The organism is Streptomyces sp. NPDC088747, assembly GCF_044751025.1.
Taxonomy (GTDB): domain Bacteria; phylum Actinomycetota; class Actinomycetes; order Streptomycetales; family Streptomycetaceae; genus Streptomyces.
In genome coordinates, this window is the sequence record NZ_JBIVKZ010000017.1 from 179823 (window position 1) to 195504 (window position 15682).

Below are 15682 nucleotides of genomic sequence, written 5' to 3' on the forward strand. Positions count from 1 at the left end.
GACCGATGGGCGGAGATGGAGGCGGCTGGGGGTCGCTTGGGGACCGGTTGGAGGCTGAGTGAGGGAGGAGCCCAGGTCAGGCGGGTGCGACGGCCGCGGTGGCGCCCGCGCCCGCGGCTGCGGCCGCCGGTGAGATGCCCGAGGCGATGGCGGGTGTGGCGGCGGGTGCGGCGACCGGGGTGATGGCCGGTGCGGCGACCGGAGTGACGGTCGGCGTGATGGCCGACGTGAGCGGGCTCTCCGTCGCCGACGCGGTCGCGGGCTCCGCGACCGGAGCCATGACGGGCTCCACGCCGGGCGTGGCGGGCAGCGTCTCGGCCCGCTGCTGCGGCAGCGCCACCGGACGTACCGGGCGCGGTCCCGAGACCACCGCGTAGTCCTGCCCGAGGTACGCCGGAACGATCTCCCCGGTCTCCTCGCCGATCGCCAACTGCACGGCCGCCCAAGGGGCGTTGATCCCGCACAGCGCGAGCTGGTGCAGTCCGCCGGCCGGCCGCGTGTTGACGTCCATGAGGACCGGCTCGTCACCGAACATCCGGAACTGAATGTTCGTCAGATAGTGCAGACCGAAGGCCTCGGCGAGCCGGCGCGCGGGCTCGATCCAGGAGGGGTTGAGCGTGAACCCGCGACGGCGCCCGTTCTTGGTGCGGCCCACCGCCATCCGGACCCGCCCGTCGGGCCCGGTCAGGCAGTCGACGGACACCTCCGGCTCCGCCAGCAGCGGCATCACCAGCCAGTCGACGGGCTTCCCGGCCCCCCGCAACGCGTCCTGGACCAGGCTCAACGGCACGTACGAGCTGGGGAATCCGTTGAGGTGGTTGAGCGAGAAGGGAGCGCGCGTGATCACCCGGAAGCCCACCCCGCCCGCACCCGCGGCGGGCTTGAAACAGGCCTTGTGACCCGCGGCCTCCAAGGTCTCCACGGCGACGAGGAGTTCCTCCTCGGTGCGCACCCGCCACCACGGCGGCACCGGCACACCCACGGCCTGGAGCGCCTGATACGCCGTCACCTTGTCGTGGAAGACGGCCACCGCCTCCGAGGGCGGCGCGAGCAGGGCCGTACCCTGCGCGGCGAACTCGGCGCGATGCGCCACGATCGAAGTCTGGTGCAGCACGGGCACGAACACGTCGATCTCGTGCCGGGCGCACTGGTCGAGGGCGTACTCGACGTAGGCGGCCCGGGAGAGGCCCTCGGGCTCCATGGCCGCGGTGTCGGCGGCGGCCAGGATGGGCGAGTCGGCGTCTCCGTGCGTCGCATGGATCTCGACGGGGCGACGCTGCGGATTACTTCGCAGCTGATCCATGAAGAAGACATTCTCCGCGTACGTGCGGTTGAGCCAGACGCGTACGCGAGAACCCATGCAGGCCGCCTTTCACGGTTTCCGGGCACAGCGGAGCAGGCCGTGCCCGGCCAGGGGAGAGGGAGGTACACCAAGCCACCGCAGACCGGGGGAGGTTCAGGATGGTGGTGTTGGGGCGATCATAAGGGGCGCGGGACGGATGTGACGCTACGAGCGTGTTACGGATTCCCGAATTGTGGACCCCAGTTTCCGCCGGACGGTCTTGTCCGGGCCCCGTGCGGTGTGTTCTGGTGATGCCATTCGTGTTCGCGGAAGGGGCGAGGGTGGAGTCGACGGCCGGCCGTTCGGGACAACTGTTGGCCATCAGCGACCTGCACATCGGGTACGCCGAGAACCGCGCCCTGGTCGAGAAGATGCGCCCACAGTCGGACGACGACTGGCTGCTGGTGGCGGGTGACGTCAGCGAGAACGTGGCCGACATCCGCTGGACCCTCGAAACGCTCAGCGCCCGCTTCCGCAAGGTGATCTGGGCCCCCGGCAACCACGAACTGTGGACCCACCCGAAAGACCCGGTACAACTGCGCGGCGTCGCCCGCTACGACCATCTCGTCGCGCTCTGCCGCGAGTTGGGCGTCACCAGCCCGGAGGATCCGTACCCCGTCTGGGACGGACCCGGCGGCCCCGCCGTCATCGCCCCGCTCTTCCTGCTCTACGACTACTCCTTCCTGCCCAGGGGCTGCACCACCAAGGAGCAGGGGCTCGCCTACGCCGAGAGCACCGGGGTGATCTGCACCGACGAGCACTTCCTGCACCCCGACCCCTACCCGAGCCGCGAGGCCTGGTGCCGGGCCCGGGTCGCGGAGACCGAACGCAGGCTCGCCGAACTGCCCGACGACCTCCCGGTGATCCCGGTCAACCACTACCCGCTGGACCGCCACCCGACGGACATCCTGCGCTACCCCGAGTTCGCGATGTGGTGCGGCACCGACCTGACCGCCGACTGGCACCGCAGGTTCCGCATCGAGATCATGGTCTACGGTCATCTCCACATCCCCCGGACCACCTGGCACGAGGGTGTCCGCTTCGAAGAGGTGTCCGTGGGCTACCCCCGCGAGTGGCGGACCCGCCCAGGACCGCCCGGTACGCTGCGCCGCATTCTGCCGATGGAGGTCGGAGCCGGTGATCGAGGAGCTGCTCCCGGAGTCCGTGGTGGCCGTGGAGAACTACGGTGACGACGGCGCGGAGGGTACGACCCTGTACCCCGAGGAGCAGGCGCTCCTGACCCGGGCCGTGGAGAAGCGGCGCCGTGAGTTCACCACCGTCCGCGGCTGCGCCCGGCGTGCCATGGAGAAGCTCGGGGTCGCTCCCGCGCCGATCCTGCCCGGCGAGCGCGGCGCCCCGCAGTGGCCCGCGGGCCTGATCGGCAGCATGACCCACTGCGACGGCTACAGCGCCGCCGCCCTCGCCCGGGCCACCGACCTGGCCTCCCTCGGCATCGACGCCGAACCCCACCTGGCGCTCCCGGACGGCGTCCTGGACGCGGTGGCGCTCCCCACCGAGGTGGACCGGCTGGCCGGACTCGCCGCGCGGATCCCCGAGGTGCACTGGGACCGGCTGCTGTTCAGCGCCAAGGAGTCGGTCTACAAGGCGTGGTACCCGCTCACCGCGAAGTGGCTGGACTTCTCCGAGGCGGACATCGACATCCTGGTGGACCCCGGCGCCGGGGGCCGGGCGCTGACGGGGCGGCTGCGCGCCGCACTCCTCGTGCCAGGTCCGCTGGTCGGCGGCGAACGCGTCGGACTCTTCGACGGACGCTGGACCGTCCAGCGGGGCCTGGTCGCGACGGTGGTCACGGTGCCGCACGCCTGACACGGCGCGGTGCCTTGACACCGGCGCCCCGGCGCCCGCTCCGGACCGGGGCCTGGTCCCCGGACCGGTGTCCGGTCCCTGAACCGGGCCCGCGCGGCCCGTGCTCCTCCCTCAGAACTGCGTCGGCTCCGGGCACCAGGTGTGCAGCAGCCGGAAGAACGCCTCCTCGTTGCCCGTGAGTCCGGCCGCCGCCAGAGCCCGCTCCGCCTCGGCCAGGGCGGAGGGCGGCACCACGGGTGGTCGGCGCCCGTCGGGCGGACTGTCGAAGGCGGCTCGGACGGTCTGGAGGAGACGCAGGTAGGCCTGCACGGCGGCGCGTTCGTGATCGGTCAGTACGGCGGTCGGCATCGGACGGCTCTCCCCGGGTCGGCTTGGCGAAGCGGTGCATGGCGGTACTGACCCCAGCTTGCCGTCCGCCACTGACAATCCGGTTCCGGTGCCCGGAGGTTCGCCCGCTTAGCGGAGGTGAAACCTCACGGAAATCCCGTGGGGGACACGGGCCCTAGGCTGGAACGGAGAGCTGGGGACCGCTTTCTCGGCGGCTCGGGAGCCGCCCCCGCGGCGGCCCGGGAACAGGAGGCGAACCCATGGTCGACGTACCGCCGAAGCGTCCGCGGCGCGCCCTGCGCTCGGTGGGCGAGGGGGAACTGCGCCTGCGCCACCGCGTGGTGCACGGCTACCGGCGCGCCTACCGGATGGCCGGCGAGGGACCCGCGCTCGTCCTGATCCACGGCATCGGCGACTCCTCGGACACCTGGGGCGAGCTGATCCCCGACCTCGCCCGCACCCACACGGTGATCGCGCCCGACCTCCTCGGCCACGGCGAGTCCGACAAGCCGCGGGCCGACTACTCGGTCGCCGCGTACGCCAACGGCGTACGCGATCTGCTGGGCACCCTGGACATCGAGTCCGCCACGCTGGTCGGGCACTCGCTGGGCGGCGGCGTCGCCATGCAGTTCGCCTACCAGTTCCCCGAGCGCACCGAGCGGCTGATCCTGGTCAGCGCGGGCGGCGTGGGGGGCGAGGTCAACCCCGTACTGAGGGCCGTCTCGCTGCCCGGCGCCCACCTCATGCTCTCCACGCTGCGCCTCCCCGGCATGCGTCTCCAAGTGGGCCTGTTCCTCCGCCTGATGAAGCTCCTCGACACCGATCTGGGGCAGGACGCGCCCGAGTTGCTGACCCTCGTGGACGCGCTGCCCGACGCGACCTCCCGCAGCGCCTTCATCCGCACGCTGCGCGCCGTGGTCGACTGGCGCGGACAGGCCGTGACCATGCTCGACCGCTGCTATCTCACCGAGGGCATGCCCACGATGCTGCTCTGGGGCGACCGGGACAGCGTGGTGCCGGTGCGGCACGCCCACGGCGCGCACCGGGCGATGCCGGGCAGCCGCCTGGAGATCTTCGAGGGTGCCGGCCACTTCCCCTTCCACAGCGACCCGGCACGCTTCCTCGCCCTGGTCGAGGAGTTCACGAGCACCACGAGCCCCGCCGACTGGAGCCGCGAGCACTGGCGCGAACTACTGCGCGCCGGCCGCCCGGGCACGGCCGTCGGGCAGCCGGACACCGCCCAGAACCGCGCGATCGAGCGGGACCTGCGAGAGGCCGGCGAGCGCAGCGCGACGTGAGGAGGGGAGCCAGGTCGTGACGGGCGTTATGGCCGGTCGCGGCCGGTTCTCAGGCGACGCGCTCGGGGGAGCCGGTGGCCGCCTCGGACGCGGCCCGTTCGCGGACGGTCGCGACGACGGGGGAGCGGCGCAGGGCGACGGACATGCCCACCAGGTCCCGTGGTCCTCCGGCGGGGGCGGCGGACGGGCTGCTGTCCGCCGTGGCCGCGCAGATGATCCGGCCCTCCGGATCGGCGGCCCTGGCCCCCAGAGCCGCCGTCACCATCGCCGCGTCGGCCTCGGCCCGCGCCCGGTCCGGGCCCGAACCCGCTGCCACGGCGGCGTCGTGGGCTCGTGCCCGCACCTCGGGGTCGAAGTAGGGGTACAGGTTGAGCAGGCCGTCGTGGATGTCGGACTCCCGCTGGGTCACCTGGAGTTCGGCCGGTGCCCACCAGGCGATCCGTACCGCGTGGTCACCGTGCGCGTCCGCGGGCTGCAACTCCCGCCAGAGCGGACCGAGTCGACGGTAGGTCGCCCAGGTGCTCCACACGTCGCCGACGCGCTGGCAGGCCATCGGCACGCAGAAGCCGATCGCACAGATCAGCTCCGCGGCGGCGGCCAGCGCCGGGGCGAGGTCGGAGCTGAGGAAGTCGAGGTCCCCGCCGTTCCAGCGGGCCACGATCGCGGTCAGCTTGGCCGCCGCGAAGGTGATGTTGGTCAGGAAGCCGACCGCGATGATCAGCAGCCCGGCCCGCAGCCAGCCCCGCACCTGGCGTGCCCAGCGCCAGCACATCACGATCATCGCGACGTTGGCGACGGCGAGCGCGGCCAGGTAGAGCAGGATCATCTCGCGGATGTACGGGGTGTCGGCGTAGTAGGTGTCGAAGTCCCGCTGCCGTTCCTCGGGCGCGTGCCCGAGCACGAACAGCGCCATCGTCGCCACGATCACCACGGCGTACCCGGCGACCCAGCGGCGCGCGGCGCGCCGGGCCTCCTCCGGCGGGCCGCCGCGCCAGTTGAGCAGCAACAGCAGGCAGGAGGCGCTGAACGCGCTCAGCAGGCAGTACACGAGCGCGGCCGAGAAGTTGGGGATCCCGACGGTGCGGTTGACCCAGCTGATGGTCGGCGGGGCGGCGAAGAAGAACACCAGACCGGAGAGCACGATGAGCGTGTAGACCGACCGCAGCAGGGGGTCGCGCCAGGCGCGCAGCACCGCGGGACCCTTGAGAACACAGGCGATCGCCATCGCGATCGCCGGTGTGTAGTAGCTGGAGTCGTGCACGCCGTCTCAGCTCTGCGGACCGCGGTAGCCGAGCGACGCCTCGATCCGGCCCGCGAGTCCGTCGCGCGGCGTCGGCCTGCGCAGTGGCGAACCGGCGAGCCACGTACGGCACTTGCTGGCGAGCAGCAGACCGAAGCTCTCGGCCTCCGCCTCGTCGGCGAGGTGCGAGCGGGTGCGCGCGGCGACCTTGAGCACGGTCGCCTGGAGGTCGGCGCCCTCGCTGAGCAGCCGGGCCGCGACGACCGCGCCCTCGACATGGTGGCTGCAGTGCCCGGCCTGCATGTGCCACAGCTCGTGGCCCAGGATCACCAACTGGTGGTCGGGCGCGGTGCGTTCCTCGATGACGACGAGGTCCTGTTCGGCCATGTCGAGCCACAGCCCGCTGGCGGTCCCGGGCGGGAACGCCGCGGTGCGGAACCGGACGGGCCGGCCCCGGCGTCTGCTCATGCCGTCGCACAGCGCGGCGTACAGCTCGGCGGGTTCCGCCGGCGCCGGCAGTGCCAGCTCGCCGATCAACTCGCCGCACAGGCGGCGCATGTCCCTTCGGATGCCCACAGTTCTCCCCGTGCTCACGACTCGGGCCGCTTGACGCTTTCCAGGAGCATGTCCAGCCACTCGGCGACCTTGTCCCGGTGCTGGTCGGTGGGCAACTGGGCGGCCCGCCAGGCGATTCCGCGGACACCGTGGTCCAGCAGGAGCCGCTCCAGCGGGTCGGCGGCCACCGAGGCAGCCGCGCGCTCACGGTCGGCGAGTCGCTGCAGCAGTTCCTGTTCCGAGCGCTGGAGGGCCCCTACGAGGGCCTCGGAGTCCTCGGCCGTGAGGAACCCGGCGTGGACCCTGAAGAAGCGCTGTATGGCGTCACAGTGCTCCATGGTGGGACGCCGGTCGCCGTTGATGAGGGCTCCCGCCTGCTGGCGGGACATGCCGGCGCCGTCCGCGATCTCCTGCTGTGTGTACCGGCGGCCGTTCGGCTTCAGCCGGGTGCGGCGCAACAGGTCGAGGCGTTGCAGGAAGCGGGCCTGGAGGTCGGGTTCTCCCGCGCGGCGGCCGGTCAGCAGGGCCCGCACCACGGGCTCGGGGACGCCGGACTCGGCCGACAGCCGCCGTACGTCGAAGACCTCGGCGTGCTCTACGCCGAGCCGGTCGGCGAGCGTGGTGACCCGGGCCACGACGGCCTGCAGCAGAACCGTCGCCGTGGCGCCCGGAACTTCGAAGCCATCCGTCACCGACAGATCTCCTACGTCTTTTCTCAGGTCTCTCACATGATGGTCGGGAACCATCGGGAGACTAGCCCCTTGTTCGAACTCGCATCCAGGTCTCGCCACAACTGTGGCGGGATTCAGCCGTCAACAGACGCCAAATGCCACGATAGTTGACACGGCAACACTCCGGGAAGCAGGATCGGGGCGCCGCGTGAAGGCCGCAGAGGCAAGAGGGGTGACCTCCCGATGGCGTACCAGGCAGGATGGCAGCGGTCCCAGCCGCGACCTGTCCCCGAGAGTCCCGAAGCGCAGGCGTATCTCCAGGACTACGCCGGACTTCTGGAGGCCGTCCCGTTCCCCTCCGTCGTCTTCGACCAGCGCTGGGACGTGGTCCTTTCCAACGACGCGTTCGAGACACTTTTCGCCGGCGTGGGCCCACACCCGACGGCGATGCCGGGCGACAACTTCCTCCGGTTCGTCCTGTTCCATCCGGACGCGAGCACCGTCCTCGGTGAGCACGAGTCGAGCTGGTGCCTGCCGATGCTGGCCCACTTCGCGGCCGCCGTGGAGCGGAACGAGCAGGACCGCGCGCTCCAGTCGATCCGCCGGGACATCGCCCAGGACCCGATCATGGACGCCGCCTACCGGCACGGTCTGCCGCACTGGATCCGCGCGGTCGGCCCGGACGGCGTCGAGTCCGACGGCGCCGTACGCCCGCTGGTGCACCCCGATCCGCGCTGGGGCCGTACACACTGCCGGATCGTCGGAGACACCCCCAAGTCCCTCCAGGACATGGGCTACACCCGGATGACGCTGGTCCTGCGCGACGCCCGGCACGACGCGGCGACCGGACCGCGCAAGGTCCGCAAGACCCGCAACGGCGCGGCGGAGCTGCGCGCGGTGTGAGGTACGGCGCGGTGTGAGGCACGGCGCGGTGTGAGTCCGGGCGCTCGTCGCGCCACGGCCGTCGAGCCCGTTTCAGGCACGCGATCCGTGCGCGGGACCACGAGCGAGGCCCCAGTAGGCACCGGCCGTGAACGGCGTGGCAGCGGTACCCGTCCCGCTCCCGGTGATTCCGGGTCCACGCGGCTCGGCGGCTGTCCGCCGACGCCGACACGGCCACCGGGAGCAGGATCCGAACCGGAGGCCCTGTCGTCGCGACCGGGAGCTACCCGGCGGACTTCGCCATCCACGCCTCGACCTCGTCGGCGGAGCGCGGCAGCCCCGCCGACAGGTTCTCGTGGCCGTCCGGCGTCACCAGCAGGTCGTCCTCGATGCGGACGCCGATACCGCGCCACTCCTCGGGCACGGTCAGGTCGTCCGGCTGGAAGTACAGGCCGGGCTCGACGGTCAGCACCATGCCCGGCTCCAGGATCCCGTCGACGTACTCCTCGTTGCGGGCGCTCGCGCAGTCGTGCACGTCGAGGCCGAGCATGTGACCGGTGCCCGCCATGGTGAAACGCCGCTGGAGGCTCAACTCGTACGCCCGCTCGGCCGGCCCGTCGATGAAGCCCCACTCCACCAGCCGTGCGGTCAGCGACCGTTGGGCCGCCTCGTGGAAGTCACGGAAACGCGCGCCCGGCTTCACCGCCGCCATGCCGGCTTCCTGGGCCTCGTACACCGCGTCGTAGACCTTCCGCTGGAGCGGGGTGAACGTGCCGCTGACCGGCAGGGTGCGGGTGACGTCGGCGGTGTAGAGCGTGCGGGTCTCCACGCCCGCGTCGAGCAGGAGGAGTTCGCCCGGCCGGACCGGGCCGTCGTTGTCCGTCCAGTGCATGATCGTGGCGTGTTCGCCGGCCGCGCAGATCGAGCCGTAGCCGACGTCGTTGCCCTCCACGCGGGCGCGGCGGAAGAAGGTGCCCTCGATCCACCGCTCCGAGGTGGCGATCGCCTGGGACAACTCCCGTACGACGTCGGTGAATCCGCGGACCGTGGAGTCCACCGCCCGGCGCAGCTCGCCGATCTCCCACGCGTCCTTGACCAGGCGCAGCCCGGACACCGCCTCCTCGAACTCGGCGTCCCGCTCCTCGTCCGTGCCGAGCGCCGCGTCGAGCTCGGGGCTGTGACCGCGCACCAGGCGGGTCGGTACGCCGCTGTCCAACAGGTCCTCGGTGATCGTACGGATGTCACGGCAGGGCAGTCCGAACACCACCTCCGACTCGGCGAGGGAGCGGCGGCGGCCCATCCAGAGCTCGGACGTCATACCCGTCCAGAACTCGTCGCTGTCCCGGCCGTCACGCGGCAGCTGGTAACAGTGCGCGTCGTGGCCGCCGTCCGCACGCGGCTCCAACACCAGTGCGCCGTCCCGGGTCTGATCACCCGTCAGGTGCACGTAGCCGGTGTAGGCGCGGAACGGATAGTGGCTGTCGTTCGAGCGGATCCGGAGGCTTCCCGAAGGGACGACGAGCCGTTCGCCCGGGAAGCGGGCGGAGAGCGCGGCGCGGCGGCGGGCCGCGTGCGGAGCCTGTTCGTCCGGCCGCAGATCGTGCCGCTCGGTGTCAGCCCAGCCCGTCCGCATCAGGGCGGACAGCTCGTCGGAGATCCCTGGATAAAGACTGTTCTTCCGGCCCTTGGCCACGTCGGGCACCTCTCCTGTGTGTCGGTCGCTGCGTCTGTGCTCGGTGTACCGCACTGGTCCCGGCGTGTCAGTCGGGTTATTCCCAACAAGGGAAGCATGTGACATAGTACTGGCGTGAGCAAGCGACTGACCTGCGATGTCGTGGTCGTCGGAGCCGGAATGGTGGGCGCGGCCTGCGCCTTCTACGCCGCTCGCGCCGGCCTGGACGTCGCTCTCGTGGACCGCGGTCCGGTGGCCGGCGGCACGACCGGCGCGGGAGAGGGAAACCTGCTCGTCTCCGACAAGGAACCGGGGCCCGAGCTCGACCTCGCGCTGCTGTCGGGACGCCTGTGGACGGAACTCGCGGAGTCCCTGGGGCGAGCGGTCGAGTACGAGGCCAAGGGCGGTGTGGTCGTGGCCTCCGGGCCCGAAGGGCTGGCCGCGCTGGAGGCCTTCGCGGCGGAACAGCGGGCCGCCGGGGTCACCGCCGCCGCGGTCGGAGCGGACCGACTCCACGAACTGGAGCCGCACTTGGCGCCCGGACTCGCCGGTGGCGTCCTCTACCCGCAGGACACCCAGGTGGTGCCGGCCCTGGCCGCCGCGCACCTGGTGCGGGCCTCGGGGGCCCGGCTGCTGACCGGGCGGACGGTGACCGAGGTGCTGCGCGCGGCCGAGGGCGCGGTGCGCGGGGTGCGGACCGACCGGGGGGACATCCACGCCCCGGCCGTCGTGAACGCGGCGGGGACCTGGGGCGCGGCGGTGGCGGCGCTCGCGGGGGTCTCCCTGCCCGTCCTGCCCCGCCGGGGCTTCGTCCTCGTCACCGAGCCGCTGCCCCGGATGGTGCGGCACAAGGTGTACGCCGCCGACTACGTCGCCGACGTGGCCAGCGACTCGGCCGCGCTCCAGACCTCGCCCGTGGTGGAGGGGACCGCCGCCGGACCGATCCTGATCGGCGCCAGCCGTGAACGGGTGGGCTTCGACCGGTCCTTCTCGCTGCCTGCCGTACGGGCTCTCGCGGCCGGGGCGACCCGGTTGTTCCCGTTCCTGTCGGACGTGCGCGCGCTGCGTACGTATCTGGGCTTCCGCCCGTACATGCCCGACCATCTGCCCGCGCTGGGGCCCGATCCACGGGTGCCGGGGCTCTTCCACGCCTGCGGGCACGAGGGCGCGGGTATCGGGCTCGCCACCGGCACCGGTCACCTCGTCGCGCAGGCCCTCACCGGCAGGACACCCGACCTCGGCCTCGCGCCGTTCCGGCCCGACCGCTTTCCCGAGGAGCCGGTGTGAATCCCCGCGAATCTCCTAGAGGAGCCCGTGTGATCCCCCGCGAATCTCCCCAGGAGTCCGTGTGAATCCCCTCGAACTCGTCCAGGCGCAGCCGGGGCCCGCGTTCACCGTGACCCTCGACGGCCGCGAACTCGACGCGTGGCCGGGCCAGACCGTCGCCGCCGCGCTGTGGACGGCGGGTGTCACGTCCTGGCGCACGACTCGCGGCGCGGGCCGCCCGCGGGGCGTCTTCTGTGGCATCGGCGTCTGCTTCGACTGCCTCGTGACCGTCAACGGCCGCCCCAACCAACGGGCTTGCCTCGTCCCCGTCCGCCCCGGCGACACCATCCGCACGCAGGAGGGAACGGGCCACGATGACTGACCGACCGCACCTCGTGGTGATCGGCGCGGGTCCGGCGGGACTCGCCGCCACCCTGGCCGCGGCGGCCCGTGGCATCCGGGTCACGCTGATCGACTCGGCGGCGGAGGCGGGCGGCCAGTTCTACCGCCGGCCGGCCGCCGCGTTCGGCGCCCGGAGGCCACGCGCGCTCCACCATCAGTGGCGCACATGGGAGAGGCTGGCGCGAGGGCTCGCCCAAGGGGTGGAGGCGGGCACCGTCGAGCACCTGGCCGGACACCATGTGTGGCTGGTGGAGCGCGGCGCGAGTGGGGTCGCGGGCGCGGCCGGAGGGGCACCCTCGGGTGCTTTCACCGTCCACGCTCTCACCGGCCCGCTCCAGGAGGCCCCCGTCACCATTCGCGGGGACGCCGTCCTCCTCGCCACCGGGGGTTACGAGAAGGTGCTGCCGTTTCCCGGCTGGACCCTCCCCGGGGTGGTCACCGCCGGCGGCGCGCAGGCCATGCTCAAGGGGAGCCTCGCGGTGCCGGGGCGGACCGCGGTGGTGGCCGGGACCGGGCCGTTGCTGCTGCCCGTGGCGACTGGGCTCGCCGCGGCCGGGGTCGAGATCGCCGCGCTCGTCGAGTCGGCGGACCCGAGGACGCTCGCGCGGAAGGCGGGTGCGCTGGCCGCACAGCCGGGCAAGGTCGCCGAGGGAGCCCAGTACGCGATCCAACTCCTGCGGCACCGCGTCAGGTTGCTGTCCCGGCACACGGTCGTGGAGGCCCACGGCGACGAGCGGCTCACCGCGGTGACCGTCGCCGCGCTCGACACCGAAGGACGGGTCAGGGCCGGTTCCGAGCGGCGTATCGCGTGCGACACCCTCGCCGTCGGACACGGCATGCTGCCGCACACCGACCTCGCCGAGTCGCTCGGCTGCCGTATCGACGGACTCGTCGTCCACGCCGACGCGGAACAGCGGACGGACGTACCCGGCGTGTGGGCAGCGGGCGAGACCACCGGCATCGGCGGCTCCGCGCTCTCCCTCGCCGAGGGGCACATCGCGGGACACTCGGTCGCCGCCAGGCTGAACGGCCGGGAACCCGACCCGCGCGAGTGGGCACGGGCCGCCAAGTCCCGTACCGGCGCACGGGAGTTCTTCGCCGCGATCGAGACCGTGTACGCACCGCCCGCGCACTGGGCGGACCAGGTCACCGACGACACGGTGGTATGCCGGTGCGAGGAGGTCACCGGTGGTCAGATCCGCGAGGCCGTCGGCGAACTCGGTGCGGGTGACGTCCGTACGGTGAAGCTGCTCACCCGGGCCGGGATGGGCTGGTGCCAGGGCCGGATCTGCGAACCCGCGGTCGCGGGGCTCGCCGGGTGCGAACAGTCCGCGGCCCGGCGGCTGTTGGCCCGGCCCGTGCCGCTCGGGGTGCTCGCCCGCGCCGGGGAGACCGACGACTGAGCTTCACCCGCGGCCCACTACCGAAGCGGTATCCGCCAGTGAAATGTCACACCCTATCGAGATGGGACCCCACATGACCGCCACCATCGATCACCGACCCTGGCGCGGCGTCCTCGTCGCCACCGCCCTCCCGCTGAACGACGACCTCTCCGTGAACCACGACAGGTTCGCCGAACACTGCGCCTGGCTCGTCGAGAACGACTGCGACGGCGTGGTGCCGAACGGCTCACTCGGTGAGTACCAGGTGCTCACGCCCAAGGAGCGGGCCAAGGTCGTCGAGACGGCGGTCGCGGCCATAGGCGGCTCGCGCGTGATGCCCGGCGTCGCCGCCTACGGCTCCGCCGAGTCCCGCCGCTGGGCCGAGCAGGCCCGCGACGCCGGCTGCCGGTCCGTGATGCTGCTGCCGCCCAACGCCTACCGGGCCGACGAGCGTTCGGTCCTCGCGCACTACGAGGAGGTCGCCAAGGCCGGCCTGCCGATCGTCGCGTACAACAATCCCATCGACACCAAGGTCGACCTGGTGCCCGAGCTGCTCGCCAAGCTCTACGACGAGGGGTTCATCCAGGCGGTCAAGGAGTTCTCCGGCGATGTGCGCCGCGCCTACCAGCTCGCCGAACTCGCCCCCGGCCTCGACCTGTTGATCGGCGCGGACGACGTCCTCCTCGAACTCGCCGTCGCGGGTGCCAAGGGCTGGGTCGCCGGATACCCGAACGCGCTGCCCGGCGCGAGCGTCGAGCTCTACCACGCCGCCGTCGAGGGCGACTTCGACACGGCGAACAAGCTCTACTGCCAACTGCACCCGCTGCTGCGCTGGGACTCGAAGGTCGAGTTCGTGCAGGCCATCAAACTGTCCATGGACATCGTCGGACGCCACGGCGGCCCGGTCAGGCCGCCGCGCGTCCCCCTGCTGCCCGAGCAGGAGGCCGCCGTCCGCGCCGCCACGGAGCGGGCCGTCGACGCCGGTCTCGCCTGACGGACCGGCCACCAGGAGCCCGTCCCCGAGCATCAGGAGTCAGTGATCCCATGCGCAGCAAACTCGTCCTGCACGCCGTCGACTCGCACACCGAGGGCATGCCCACCCGGGTGATCACCGGTGGCATCGGCACGGTCCCCGGCGCGACCATGAACGAGCGGCGGCTGTACTTCCGTGAGCACCGCGACGACATCAAGCAGCTCCTGATGAACGAGCCGCGCGGCCACTCCGCGATGAGCGGCGCCATCCTCCAGCCGCCCACCCGCCCCGACTGCGACTACGGCGTCATCTACATCGAGGTCTCGGGCTATCTCCCGATGTGCGGCCACGGCACGATCGGGGTGGCGACCGTCCTGGTGGAGACCGGCATGGTCGAGGTCGTCGAGCCGGTCACCACCATCCGGCTCGACACCCCGGCGGGCCTCGTCGTCGCCGAGGTCGCGGTCGAGGACGGCGCGGCCAAGGCCGTCACCCTCAAGAACGTGCCCTCCTTCTGCGTCGGCCTCGACCGCAAGGCGACGCTGGCCGACGGGCGGACGGTGACCTACGACCTCGCGTACGGCGGCAACTTCTACGCGATCCTGCCGCTGGAGGAGTTCGGGCTGCCCTTCGACCGGGCCCGCAAGGAGGACATCCTCCAGGCGGGGCTGTCGCTGATGGACGCCGTCAACGCCGAGGGCGAGCCCGTCCACCCCGAGGACCCCTCCATCCGCGGCTGCCACCACGTCCACCTGCTGGCGCCGGGCGCCACCGCAGCCCACTCGCGGCACGCCATGGCGATCCACCCCGGCTGGTTCGACCGCTCACCCTGCGGTACGGGCACCAGCGCGCGCATGGCGCAGCTGCACGCACGCGGTCAACTCCCGCTCCACACCGAGTTCGTGAACGAGTCCTTCATCGGGACACAGTTCACCGGCCGGCTGCTCGGCACCACCGAGGTCGCCGGAATCCCCGCCGTGCTGCCCAGCTTCACGGGCCGCGCCTGGATCACCGGAACCGCCCAGTACCTGCTCGACCCCTCCGACCCGTTCCCGGCGGGATTCGTCCTCTAGAGCCTTCCGGAGATACTGGTACCGCGTGACATCGCATCCGGCGCGCGCCCCCGCGTTCGCCCGTACGAGGAGACACTCCATGCCCGCCCAGCGCAGCAGCGCACCTTCCGCCGTCCCCGTCCTGCCGACGCTCGGCGGCAAGAAGCGCAGCTACCGCGAGCGCGTCGCCGACGCCCTGCGGGCCGCGCTGATCGCCGGTGAACTGCGCGCGGGCGAGGTCTACTCCGCGCCGACGCTCGCCGCCCGCTTCGGCGTCTCGGCCACGCCGGTGCGTGAGGCCATGCTCGACCTCGCCAAGGAGGGCCTGGTCGACACCGTGCCCAACAAGGGCTTCCGGGTCACCGCGGTCTCCGAGAAACAGCTTGACGAGTACACGCACATCCGCGCCCTCGTCGAGATCCCCACCGTGGTGGAACTGGCCGTCACCGCGGACCCCGTCTCCCTGGAGGCGCTGCGCCCGGCCGCCCGGGAGATCGTGTCCGCCGCGACGGCCGGCGACCTCATCGCGTACGTCGAGGCGGACATCCGGTTCCACCTCGGCCTCCTCGCGCTGGCCGGTAACGCGCACCTGCTCGAGGTCGTCGGCGACCTGCGCAAACGCTCCCGCCTGTACGGCCTCGACGCCCTCGTCGAGGCGGGCCGCCTCCAGGAGTCCGCGGAGGAGCACCTCGAACTGCTCGACGCGCTCCTCGACCGCGACCAGAGCGCTGTCCGCGAGGTGATGACCCGGCATCTCGGTCACGTCCGGGGCCTCTGGGCCGCCCACTAGGGC

Annotated in this window: 16 protein-coding genes; 10 read left to right on the forward strand and 6 right to left on the reverse strand. The window is 72.2% G+C overall.

Going from position 1 to position 15682, the window contains the following annotated elements:
• Positions 1-76 precede the first annotated feature (76 nt).
• Positions 77-1360 (reverse strand): ATP-grasp domain-containing protein, encoded by a 1284-nt coding sequence (locus ACIP79_RS32915; protein ID WP_401229097.1) that lies wholly within the window; start codon positions 1358-1360, stop codon positions 77-79.
• A gap of 263 nt (positions 1361-1623) precedes the next feature.
• On the opposite strand from ACIP79_RS32915, the gene ACIP79_RS32920 reads away from it, so the two are divergent.
• Together ACIP79_RS32920 and ACIP79_RS32925 are read left to right on the forward strand one after the other, a co-directional pair.
• The gene (locus tag ACIP79_RS32920; RefSeq protein WP_401229099.1) at positions 1624-2532 is read left to right on the forward strand and encodes a metallophosphoesterase family protein; all 909 of its coding nucleotides are present in this window, start codon (positions 1624-1626) and stop codon (positions 2530-2532) included.
• Positions 2480-3169: a 4'-phosphopantetheinyl transferase gene (locus ACIP79_RS32925; RefSeq protein WP_401229102.1), complete on the forward strand. Its 690-nt coding sequence runs from the start codon at positions 2480-2482 to the stop codon at positions 3167-3169. The genes ACIP79_RS32920 and ACIP79_RS32925 overlap by 53 nt, the downstream gene beginning before the upstream one ends.
• Before the next feature lie 111 nt (positions 3170-3280).
• On the opposite strand, the gene ACIP79_RS32930 is transcribed toward ACIP79_RS32925, so the two are convergent.
• Entirely contained in the window at positions 3281-3517 is a 237-nt protein-coding gene (locus ACIP79_RS32930; protein ID WP_383688659.1) for a hypothetical protein, read from the reverse strand.
• A gap of 239 nt (positions 3518-3756) precedes the next feature.
• Between ACIP79_RS32930 and ACIP79_RS32935 the strand changes: the two genes are divergently transcribed.
• Positions 3757-4794: an alpha/beta fold hydrolase gene (locus tag ACIP79_RS32935; RefSeq protein WP_401229105.1), complete on the forward strand. Its 1038-nt coding sequence runs from the start codon at positions 3757-3759 to the stop codon at positions 4792-4794.
• A 49-nt stretch (positions 4795-4843) separates the two neighbouring features.
• Here ACIP79_RS32935 and ACIP79_RS32940 read toward each other — a convergent pair whose 3' ends face one another.
• The 3 genes from ACIP79_RS32940 to ACIP79_RS32950 are packed head-to-tail and all read right to left on the reverse strand — an operon-like array spanning position 4844 to position 7281.
• Positions 4844-6055: an MAB_1171c family putative transporter gene (locus ACIP79_RS32940; protein WP_401229108.1), complete on the reverse strand. Its 1212-nt coding sequence runs from the start codon at positions 6053-6055 to the stop codon at positions 4844-4846.
• 6 nt (positions 6056-6061) lie between these two features.
• Positions 6062-6592, reverse strand: a complete 531-nt coding sequence (locus ACIP79_RS32945) for a toxin-antitoxin system, toxin component (protein WP_387184025.1) — start codon at positions 6590-6592, stop codon at positions 6062-6064.
• A 32-nt stretch (positions 6593-6624) separates the two neighbouring features.
• Positions 6625-7281, reverse strand: coding sequence for a helix-turn-helix domain-containing protein (locus ACIP79_RS32950; protein ID WP_383688756.1), 657 nt, complete (start codon positions 7279-7281; stop codon positions 6625-6627).
• Between the two features lie 222 nt (positions 7282-7503).
• Between ACIP79_RS32950 and ACIP79_RS32955 the strand changes: the two genes are divergently transcribed.
• Positions 7504-8163, forward strand: coding sequence for a hypothetical protein (locus tag ACIP79_RS32955; protein ID WP_383688757.1), 660 nt, complete (start codon positions 7504-7506; stop codon positions 8161-8163).
• Between the two features lie 262 nt (positions 8164-8425).
• On the opposite strand, the gene ACIP79_RS32960 is transcribed toward ACIP79_RS32955, so the two are convergent.
• Entirely contained in the window at positions 8426-9835 is a 1410-nt protein-coding gene (locus tag ACIP79_RS32960) for an aminopeptidase P family protein (RefSeq protein ID WP_401229257.1), read from the reverse strand.
• A gap of 114 nt (positions 9836-9949) precedes the next feature.
• On the opposite strand from ACIP79_RS32960, the gene ACIP79_RS32965 reads away from it, so the two are divergent.
• The 6 genes from ACIP79_RS32965 to ACIP79_RS32990 all read left to right on the forward strand — a co-directional run bounded on the left by ACIP79_RS32965 (position 9950) and on the right by ACIP79_RS32990 (position 15679).
• Positions 9950-11101: an NAD(P)/FAD-dependent oxidoreductase gene (locus ACIP79_RS32965; protein ID WP_401229111.1), complete on the forward strand. Its 1152-nt coding sequence runs from the start codon at positions 9950-9952 to the stop codon at positions 11099-11101.
• A gap of 61 nt (positions 11102-11162) precedes the next feature.
• A complete protein-coding gene (locus ACIP79_RS32970) occupies positions 11163-11462 on the forward strand; it encodes a (2Fe-2S)-binding protein (RefSeq protein ID WP_401229114.1) in 300 nt (99 codons plus the stop codon).
• The gene (locus ACIP79_RS32975; protein ID WP_401229117.1) at positions 11455-12885 is read left to right on the forward strand and encodes an FAD-dependent oxidoreductase; all 1431 of its coding nucleotides are present in this window, start codon (positions 11455-11457) and stop codon (positions 12883-12885) included. Before ACIP79_RS32970 ends, ACIP79_RS32975 begins: the two co-directional genes overlap by 8 nt.
• A gap of 73 nt (positions 12886-12958) precedes the next feature.
• On the forward strand, positions 12959-13858 hold the full coding sequence (locus ACIP79_RS32980; RefSeq protein WP_401229120.1) for a dihydrodipicolinate synthase family protein: 900 nt from the start codon (positions 12959-12961) through the stop codon (positions 13856-13858).
• A 50-nt stretch (positions 13859-13908) separates the two neighbouring features.
• Positions 13909-14910, forward strand: a complete 1002-nt coding sequence (locus tag ACIP79_RS32985) for a proline racemase family protein (RefSeq protein WP_401229123.1) — start codon at positions 13909-13911, stop codon at positions 14908-14910.
• A gap of 79 nt (positions 14911-14989) precedes the next feature.
• Complete coding sequence (locus ACIP79_RS32990) at positions 14990-15679, forward strand: GntR family transcriptional regulator (protein ID WP_401229125.1); 690 nt, start codon at positions 14990-14992, stop codon at positions 15677-15679.
• Positions 15680-15682 lie beyond the last annotated feature (3 nt).